At 70.1% G+C, this 9024-nt stretch carries 8 protein-coding genes; 4 read left to right on the top strand and 4 right to left on the bottom strand.

Features of this window, described 5'->3' with window-relative positions:
• A partial coding sequence (locus tag AB1578_19165) for a phosphatase PAP2 family protein (GenBank protein ID MEW6490015.1) occupies positions 1-201 on the top strand: 201 nt, incomplete at its 5' end.
• Between the two features lie 104 nt (positions 202-305).
• On the opposite strand, the gene AB1578_19160 is transcribed toward AB1578_19165, so the two are convergent.
• From AB1578_19160 to AB1578_19150, 3 genes are all read right to left on the bottom strand, one after another.
• Entirely contained in the window at positions 306-1742 is a 1437-nt protein-coding gene (locus AB1578_19160) for a HAMP domain-containing protein (protein ID MEW6490014.1), read from the bottom strand.
• Between the two features lie 163 nt (positions 1743-1905).
• Complete coding sequence (locus AB1578_19155; protein ID MEW6490013.1) at positions 1906-2826, bottom strand: MBL fold metallo-hydrolase; 921 nt, start codon at positions 2824-2826, stop codon at positions 1906-1908.
• Between the two features lie 24 nt (positions 2827-2850).
• A complete protein-coding gene (locus AB1578_19150; GenBank protein ID MEW6490012.1) occupies positions 2851-3630 on the bottom strand; it encodes a 4Fe-4S binding protein in 780 nt (259 codons plus the stop codon).
• Between the two features lie 293 nt (positions 3631-3923).
• Here AB1578_19150 and AB1578_19145 point away from each other — a divergent pair, with 293 nt between their 5' ends.
• The 3 genes from AB1578_19145 to AB1578_19135 all read left to right on the top strand — a co-directional run bounded on the left by AB1578_19145 (position 3924) and on the right by AB1578_19135 (position 6809).
• Positions 3924-4940: a TRAP transporter substrate-binding protein gene (locus AB1578_19145; protein ID MEW6490011.1), complete on the top strand. Its 1017-nt coding sequence runs from the start codon at positions 3924-3926 to the stop codon at positions 4938-4940.
• A gap of 76 nt (positions 4941-5016) precedes the next feature.
• Entirely contained in the window at positions 5017-5511 is a 495-nt protein-coding gene (locus tag AB1578_19140; protein ID MEW6490010.1) for a TRAP transporter small permease, read from the top strand.
• The gene (locus AB1578_19135; GenBank protein ID MEW6490009.1) at positions 5508-6809 is read left to right on the top strand and encodes a TRAP transporter large permease; all 1302 of its coding nucleotides are present in this window, start codon (positions 5508-5510) and stop codon (positions 6807-6809) included. Before AB1578_19140 ends, AB1578_19135 begins: the two co-directional genes overlap by 4 nt.
• Positions 6810-6932: 123 nt before the next feature.
• On the opposite strand, the gene AB1578_19130 is transcribed toward AB1578_19135, so the two are convergent.
• On the bottom strand, positions 6933-9024 hold a 2092-nt coding region (locus tag AB1578_19130), incomplete at its 5' end, for a PhnD/SsuA/transferrin family substrate-binding protein (protein MEW6490008.1).

The following is a 9024-nucleotide window of genomic DNA, read 5'->3' as shown; positions in this document are numbered from 1 at the left end:
GCCTACCCCCTGGCCGCCCTGGTCGCCCTGTCCCGGGTCCACGACGACCGCCACTGGTTGAGCGACGCGGCGGCGGGCGCGGCGATCGGTACCGCCACCGGCCTCTGGGTGGCGGGGCGCTCTCGGGAAGAGCGGCGTGGGAGCGCCCTCGCCTGGTCAGACGGCGACACCCTGGGCATCGCCTGGGAGGTCCGGTTTTGAGCCGCCCGGGTGTGGAGGAAGAGTGAGCTCCTCTGGAGGCGGGATCCCTTTCACAGGCTCTGAGCCGGTCGGCCGGTTCGCCGGAGAGCCTGGGAGCCGAGCGCCTATGGAGCGCAGCTGCGCGCTGCCGGGTCATCCTCGTAGGGCTTGTGGAGGCATTCGGGGCAGATGCCGTGGCTGAACCGGGCCTCCGTGCGCTCACTGATGTACTCCTCCATCCGGTTCCAGCGCCCCTCCCCGTCTCGGATCTTCTTGCAGTACATGCAGGTCGGCAGGAGTCCCTTGAGCGAGCGGATCTGGGTCAGCGCCTGCCGGAGCGCCTCGTTTTGGCGGGCGAGCTCCCGGGTGCGCGTCTGAACCTTTCCCTCCAGGAGCTCGGTGTGCTCCCGGACCGCCTCGGCCATGCGGCGAAAGCCCTCCTCCAGCCTCCCCATCTCGTCCCCCGCACCCGCGGTCGGCGGGGCGGACAGTGCGGGCATGGCGCCTCGGGCCACCTCCCCCATGGAGAGCTCCAGGCGGGCAACCCGGTCCAGGACCAGGCGTTTGAGGGTCACCGTCAGGGCACCCGAGAGGACCAGCAGGGCTCCAAGCAAGAGCAGGGCGAGGGGCACGAAGCGCCCGTCGCCCAGCATCTGCTCCGTGTCCAGGAAGGTCACGTTGAACCACCCGATTTCACTCAGATAGGTCAGGCCGATCAGGTGCCCGCCGCCGCCCAGGGCAGCCGTGATCACTTCCACCTCCCCGTCGGGCGCCGTGCGCAGCCGATCCATGGCCGCCCGCAACCCGGCCCGGTCCCGCTCCTCGTCCAGGAGTTGAAAGACGGTCTTGGTCTCGCCGGGGCTCTTGGAGATGGTCCGAAAGTCGATGAGCTCGACCCGGTCGTGGGCCTGGATCGCGCCCCCGCCCTCCATGAAGAGGGTGGTCACCCCGGGCTGGCCGTCGGACGACACCACGGCGGAGAGGAAGTCCGTGAGGTCGATGCCCGTGCCCACGATGCCCAGGGGGCCGTCGGCTCCGCGCACCACCACGTTGATCCAGACCTTGGTGACCTGGAGCTTCTCGTCGAAGTCCACGTTGAGGCGGTAGGGCTCGCCGCTCTCCACCGTGCCGAAGTACCAGCGGTCCTCCGGGTCCGCCGGATCCAGGGTGTAGCGCAGCTCGCTGCCGGCGTAGCGGTTCTCCCGATCGTTGAAGTAGTAATTGCCCGACCCGTGGAGGGCGAAGAAGTAGCTCCCGTCGGAGAAGAAGCGGCGGTAGTCCTCGAGCTCCCGCAGGGCCGCCGCCCGAAGCGTCGGGTCGTCCTCCGCGGCGGCCCAGGCCTTCAGGGTCGAGGAGTCGGCGAGCTTCTGCGCGAGCGCGAGCTCCCGCATGAGGGGGTGCAGGGTGCGCTCCCGGTTGTAGAGCACCTGTTTTTCCGCGTACACCGAGCCCAACCCGGAGATCACCTCGCCCCGCAGGCTCCCGAACAGGGCGTAGGACGCCCCCAGCACGAGGAAGAAGATCAGCGCGACGAGCCCCACGCTCTTGGTCTGGAGGGTCATGTCCGAGCCTCGGTGTCGAAGAAGAATTCCCCTCGACACTTCTCGGCAGATGGGGAGAGGGCCTTGACCTGGGACCGGTCGCGAGGCCCTCCATGGATCGCCCGGAGCGCGGACGTCCCGGCGGCCGGCGCAGGCCGGCTCGAAGCGATCACCCCGGGCGACTTCAGGGCCGGACGGCGGCAGAGAGCCTCCCCCCTTCCACGCGCACGGCGCCCCGGCGCCGCAGCGCCTCCAGGGCTTCCCGGTACTTCTCCTCCCCGGCCCCCGGGAAATAGCGGTCCACGGTGTCGGGGAACCAGGGCGTGGCCAGGAGGTGGCGCCACAGGGCTTCCTCCGGGAAGGGCCCCTTCATGAGCAGGGTGTAGACCAGGATGCGCTTGAGGAGATCCTCGCCCAGGCGGCTGCGGTCGGCCAGGTAGGATCGGACCCGCGCCCGGGCCCGCTCCAGGGCGCCCCCGAAGTCGGCAAACGGCGGGCCGTGGCCCGGAAAGACGACCGAGACGTGCAGGGACGCCAGGCGCTCCAGGGAGCACAGGAGCGCCTCCAGGGCGCCCTCCCCCTCCACGGCCTCGGTCACGACCGGGATGTCCCGCTCCCACAGGGTATCCGAGGAGAGGAGCACGCCGGCCCGGGGCTCGTGGAGCACGATTGCGTCGGCCGAGTGGCCGGGGGTGTGGAGCACCCGGAACCGGTGGGGGCCCACCGCCACCTCCTCGCCGTCCTCCAGGCCCCGGGTGCAGTCGAAGGCCGCCGCCTCCTGGCCGTAGAAGTCCCACCAGGGAGACCAGCGGTCCCCAGCGTCCAGGAACCCCTTGCCGACCCGATGGAGCGCCACGTCGCACCCCGACGCCTCCTGCACCGCCCGGTTCGCCCCCACGTGGTCGCAGTGGGCGTGGGTCGAGAGGATCAGCCGGGTGCGGCGCCACGCAATCCCCAGGGTCTCGAGGCTTCCCAGGGTCCGGGAGATCTCCGAGGCGTAGGCCGTGTCGATGAGCACGGGCTCGGCGGCGCGGCAGGCGAAGTGGTTCCCACTGAGGTAGCCGCGCTCGAAGTAGAAGAGCCCCTCCAGGATCTCGATGGCCACCCCTTCGCCTCCCGAGGCCGCCGATCAGCCCCGTTCCCCTCGCCCCCGCCCCTCGGGGCAGGCCGCCAGACACCGGAAGCAGAAGTACTGAAAGCCGATGAAGCCGGCCTGGTAGAGTCGCCAGTAGTGGGTGTCCTTGAGCATGGCCTTGCGCTCGGCCACGGGGGCCTCGGCGTACTTGGACCAGAAGCGGATGGCTCCGCCGATGCCGTAGGGCTGGGAGACCTTGATGCACTTCATCACCTCGGTCTTGCCCTCTTCCGCAAAGGCACCCGAGGGACACGCCTCCACGCAGAGCCCGCACTGGGTGCACAGCTCCCCCTCCACCGGCGGGTCGGAGGGCAGCTCGAGGTCGGTGAGCACCGCGGAGAAGATCACCCGGCTCCCGAGCTCGGGGTGGAGCACCAGGTTATGGCGGCCCAGGCGCCCGAGCCCCGCGGCCACCGCGGCGTGGCGCAGGCTCACCTCGCCCACGCTGCCCTTGGTCTCCTCGCTCATGACCATGGGGTACGAGGCCGCCACGGTCATGGCCCTGCCCCCCCCGCGCTCGATGTAGCGGGCGAGCTGGTAGTCGTGGGAGCGGATGAAGTCCATCAGCTCCAGGCGCCCGGTCATGGCGATCTCGGGACTGGGGCTCTCGCAGGTGGAGAGCTCCCGGTAGGCCAGCACCACCAGGGACCGCACCCCGGGAAAGAGGCTCTCCAGGGGAGGCGAAAGCGGGCTCGCGTAGTCCGCAGCCGCGGCGAACCCCACCGCGTCGGCTCCCAGGTCCAGGGCAAAACGGCGAAGGGTTTCCTTGTCCATGGGGGGCCTCCTACAGGCGGTGGGTTGGGCGTGGTCCGTGGTCCGTGGTCCGTGGTCCGTGGTCCGGTGGAGAGAAGGGGACCGACGGGACGAATGGGACGAATGTCGAGAGCCCCACCGTACAACCCCCAACGTGCAACGCGCAACAGGCAACCCGCCCCGCTCCTTGCAATCAAACGGCAGTTCCTCTATGAAGAGGCGGACGAGAGCGCGCGGGGACGGGCGTGGGAAGGAATCCGGGCGGCAACCGAGAGACCCCCTGGGGCGGGTCTCGCACCGAGAAGGAGACGGCGATGAAGAGATTCTTCGGCGCATGGGCGGCTTCGATCCTCCTTACGGGCCTGGGGGCCGGCCTCGCCGGCGCAGCCCCCGTGACCCTCACCTACTCCAACTTCTTCCCCCCCACCCACATCCAGAGCAAGCTCGCCGAGCAGTGGTGCAAGGAGGTGGAAAAGCGCACCAACGGCGAGGTCGTGGTCCAGTACTTCCCGGGCCAGACCCTCACCAAGGCCGACCAGGTCTACGACGGCGTGGTGAGCGGCATCTCGGACATCGGGCTCGCGCTCTTCGCCTACACCCGGGGCCGCTTCCCCGTGATGGAGGTGGTGGACCTGCCCCTGGGCTATCCCAACGGGGTCGTGGCCACCGAAGTGGTCAACGAGGTCTACCGGGAGCTCCAGCCCAAGGAGCTCGACGACGTGAAGGTCCTCTACCTCCACGCCCACGGTCCGGGGCTCGTCCACAGCCGGGTGCGCCCCATCCGGACCATGGACGACATGAAGGGCCTCAAGTTCCGGGCCACGGGGTTCGCGGCCAAGATCGTCTCGGCCCTGGGGGGCACCCCGGTGGCCATGCCCATGCCCGAGACCTATCCCTCCCTCCAGAAGGGGGTGGTGGACGGCTCCCTCTATCCCATGGAGTCCAACAAGGGCTGGAAGCTCGGCGAGGTCACCAAGTTCATGACCGAGAACTTCTCCATGGCCTACACCTCGAGCTTCTTCGTGGTGATGAACAAGCAGAAGTGGGAGCGGCTCTCCCCCGCCGCCCAGAAGGCCATCGACGAGGTCAGCGCCGAGTGGGTGGCCAAGACCGCCGCGGCCTGGGACGAGAGCGACCAGGAGGGACGGGCGTACTTCCTGGAGCAGAAAAATGAGATCATCCCCCTCTCCCCGGAAGAGGCCGCCCGCTGGAAGCAGGCGGTCCAGCCCATCATCGACGGGTACGTGACCGAGGCCCAGGCCAAGGGAATCGACGGAAAGCGCGCCCTCGAGGCCACCCAGGCGGCCCTGGCGCGCCACGGCGTGAAGTGAGCGATATCCCTGTGCCCGCGGCCGGTGACTGCCGGCCGCGGGCGCCGGTCCAGCCCAAGGGCAAGGAGGCCAGAGGATGGTAGAGCGAGGCATCGAGCACCTGAGCAACCTGCTCAAGCGCCTCTCGGCCGTGGCCCTGGGGGCCATGATGCTGCTCACCTGCGCCGACGTGATCGGGCGGGCGGTGGGGAAGCCCATCCTGGGAGCGGTGGAGGTGACAGGGCTCCTGGCCACCCTGACTCTGGCGTTTTCCCTCCCCTACACCCAGCGGGAGCGGGGCCACGTGGGGGTGGAGCTCCTCTTCCAGATCGTGGGCAGCCGCACCCAGGCGGCCATTGAGGCCCTCACGGGGCTCCTGGCCCTGGCCCTCTTCGGGGTCATCGCGTGGAAGTCCGCCGAGTACGGGGCCCAGATGCGGGCGAGCGGCGAGGTCTCGGCCACCTTGCAGCTCCCCACCTACGTGGTGATCTACCTGATTGCAGCGTCCTTCGGGGTGCTCGCCCTGGTACAGGCCTCTGCCGTGGTCCAGGCGGCTGCCGCGGCCCTGGGCCTGCGGGGGAGCGCCCGATGACGCCCCTCGAAGCGGGGGGCCTGGGCATCGCCGGCCTTCTCCTGCTCTTCTTTACGGGCATGCCGGTGGCGTACGCCATGGCTTTGGTGGGATTTGCCGGCTTTGCGTACGTGATCAGCCTCAACGCCGCCCTGAACCTCCTCTCCCGCGAGGTCTACTCGGTCTTTTCCTCTTACGGCCTCACGGTGATCCCGCTGTTCATCCTCATGGGGCAGATCGCGTTCAACGCGGGGATCAGCCGCAGGCTCTACGACTGCGCGTACAAGTGGCTGGGGGGGCTGCGGGGGGGCCTGGCCATGGCCACGGTGGCGGCGTGCACGGCGTTCGGCACGGTGTGCGGGTCGAGCCCGGCCACGGCGGCCACCATGGCCGTGGTGGGGCTGCCCGAGATGCGCCGCTACGGCTACGGCAATGCTCTGGCGGCGGGATCGGTGGCGGCGGGGGGGAGCCTGGGGATGCTCATGCCCCCCAGCGTCGTGATGATCGTCTACGGCATCCTCACCGAGCAGTCCATCGGCCGGCTCTTCACCGCGTGCATCGTGCCGGCCCTCTACGTTACCGCCTGGTTCCTGGGAGCGGTGTGGTTCCACTGCCGCCGCCACCCCGACGCCGGCCCCGCGGGCGAGCGGTTCTCCTGGCGGGAGCGGCGGAAGGCCCTCGGCGAGCTCTGGGAGACCCTGCTCGTCTTCGGCCTGGTGATGGCGGGCCTTCTCACGGGCTTCTTCACCCCCACGGAGGCCGGCGGGGTGGGGGCGTTCCTCATGCTGGCGGTGGCGGTGCTGGCGCGGCAGATCACCTGGAAGGGGGTGGTGAAGAGCCTCTACGAGACGGTGCGCACCTCGTGCATGGTACTCCTGCTCATCGCCGGCGCGGTGATTTTCGGGCGCTTCCTGGCCGTGACCCGCATCCCCTTCGAGATGGCCACCTGGGTGGGGGACCTGGATCTGCCGCGGTGGGCCGTCATGATGCTTATCGTGGGGATGTACCTCCTGGGCGGCTGCTTCATCGACGCCCTGGCGCTGGTGATGCTCACGATCCCCATCTTCTACCCCATCGTCCTGGGCCTGGGGTACGACCCCCTGTGGTTCGGGGTCATCATCGTGCTCATCACCCAGATGGGGGTCATCACCCCGCCGGTGGGGATCAACGTCTACGTGGTCAACGGCATCGCCCGGGAGATCCCGCTCCAGACCATCTTCCGGGGCGTGGTCCCCTTCCTGGGGGCCCTGGTGCTCGGCACCCTCTCCCTCATCGCCTTCCCCCAGATCGTGACGTTTCTGCCGCGGCTCCTGTTCTGAAGCGGGTCGGGTAATCCCCAAGAGCAGTCGAGCAGATCGCCAGGAGATCGAAATCGCGATCGGTTTTCACGCTCGATCCCGATTCCGATTTGGCGAGGCGATTTCGATTGGGGGGGCCGGCGGCTACCGCGTCACGATCTCCACGTGGACGATGGGGCTGGAGGTGTGGTCTCCCATGTTGCCCCGGTCGTAGGCGCCGAACGACACGGCGTGGCGGGTGGGGCCGCCCTGCAGGGAGAGGTCGTCCGGGTGGCCGGTCTGGAAGCGCCGGACCATCTCCACCGTCCATCGGCCGTCCTTCCACTGCCCCTTGGCCCGCACGTCGCCCCGGCTTCCCCGAGCCGGCTGGGCCTGGTAGCTGGGGATCAGGTCGCCTGCGTACTCGATGGGCACCACGAACTTCCACCCCGGCTCCCCTTCGTCCGCGACCCGTCGCACCCACACCTGGCCGGCGCCGGAGCGCGACGGGTAGGGAGTGGACTGGGGCTGGCGCTCCCGGCTCACCTGCATCCAGCCATCCTCCGCCAGACCCGAGATCTCGGACCACCCCGCCCGCCAGTGCCAGGTGTCGCCCTCGTGGGGCTGGCCGTCCAGCAGGCAGGCGCTGGCCGGAGGGGCGCCCTTGTACCAGAGCACCGCGAGGCCGTCGTCGATGCGGGCATCGCGTACGTAGCTCTTCTCGGCGGAGCCCCACACCCAGGGCTGGAACTCGGTGTCGCGGGTGCCGTCGGGCCACTCGGCCAGGAGGTAGAGGCTGGAGCCGTCGTGCACCATGGAGACCTTGAGGCGCCGGGGCCCCCGCTCGCCCTGCATGGGCAGCTCGACGGAGGGCGCCCGCTTCCAGGCCGCGTCCTGGGGTGAGCCGTCCACCACGGGTGCCTCGGCCACCAGGGGAACCTTGAGCGACCACTCCCGGGGGGGCTCGGGAGCCGGGGGCGGGGGCGCCGGGACCGGCGCGGGGGCGGGAACCGCTGCCGCCGCGGCTGCTTGCCGGCTCAGGGCCGTCAGGAGCTTTTCCGCCTCGGCGGCCTGGGGGGTCCTGGGCCAGGCGTCTGCGAACGCCCGGAGGGCTTCGGGGGTCTTGATGCCCACCGCCCGCCGGTACTCCCGCTCCCGGCGGTGACCTCGCAGCTCTTCGAGCTGCTGCCGGGCCTCCCGCACGTAACGGCCGTTGGGCCACAGGGCCAGGTAGGCTGCGAGCTGATCTTCCGAGCCCTTGGCCTTCTGGAAGAGCTCGGTCTCGGTCTCGAGGGCGGCAACCCGCTTGCGGGCCTCGTCGGCTTCAGGCCCCGCGGCATGCAGGGCCAGGAAGGCCAGGTAGGCTTCGGCGGTGTCGAGCCGGGCGGCGGCCTCATAGGCCTTCTTCCGCTGGGCTTCGGCCTCGGCCCGGGCCCGGGCCTGGGCCTGGGGGTCCTCCTGGGGCGGGGCAGGCGGCGGGGCGACGGGCTTGGGGGGCGCGGCCCGGGCCACGGGTTTGGGCGCGGGCGGCTCCGTCGGGTAGAGGGCGAGGTCGGTCAAGGGTGCCACGAAGCGCACGATCTTGAGCCCCAGAAGCGCCTGCTGGCCCAGGGCGTCGGACTCCATGGCGAGCAGGACGCCGCGCAGGCGCTCCTGGTCCTCGGAGGGAAAGCCCCTGCGCACGACCAGTGGGTCCGAGGCGTAGGGGCCCTCGGAGGCCAGGATCTGAAGCTGCCGGGTGCTCCCCAGGTCGAAGCGCTTCACGGCGTCGAGCACACCGCTCTCCACGCAGGCGGCGTCGTAGGTGCCGGTGATCAGGTCGGTGATGGCGCGCACGGTCTGCTTCGGTGTCGACACCACCCGGAACGCCTGACCGGGATTCGCGCCGGTCTGGCGGATCAGGAACCACTGCCGCGAGGGGTGGTTCTCGTCGAGCCCCAGGGAGGGATTGAGGCGGATCAGTTCCTCCACGCTCTGGATTCCCCGGCTCTTCGTCACGAGCAGGAGGAGCTCATGGGTCGGCTCGGCGGAGCGGGTGAAGTTGGCTACGACCTCCACGTCGTCTGCCGCTTCCCGATAGGCGGTGTTGGGGAGCACCGCCAGGTCCACCTCCCCTCCGGAGAGCGCCTTGCGCAGGGCCGCCACGTCGGGATAGGAGGCGGTGCGAACCTCGGCTCCGACCTGCCGGCCCAGGTGGGAGACGAGCGCCTGGGCTTCCTGGTCGCTGCGGGCCAGGGTGTTGCCGTCGGGCACGAAC

The organism is Thermodesulfobacteriota bacterium (assembly GCA_040756475.1).
In the GTDB taxonomy this organism is placed as follows: domain Bacteria; phylum Desulfobacterota; class Deferrisomatia; order Deferrisomatales; family JACRMM01; genus JBFLZB01.
This window is presented reverse-complemented; position numbering and strand designations above follow the sequence as displayed.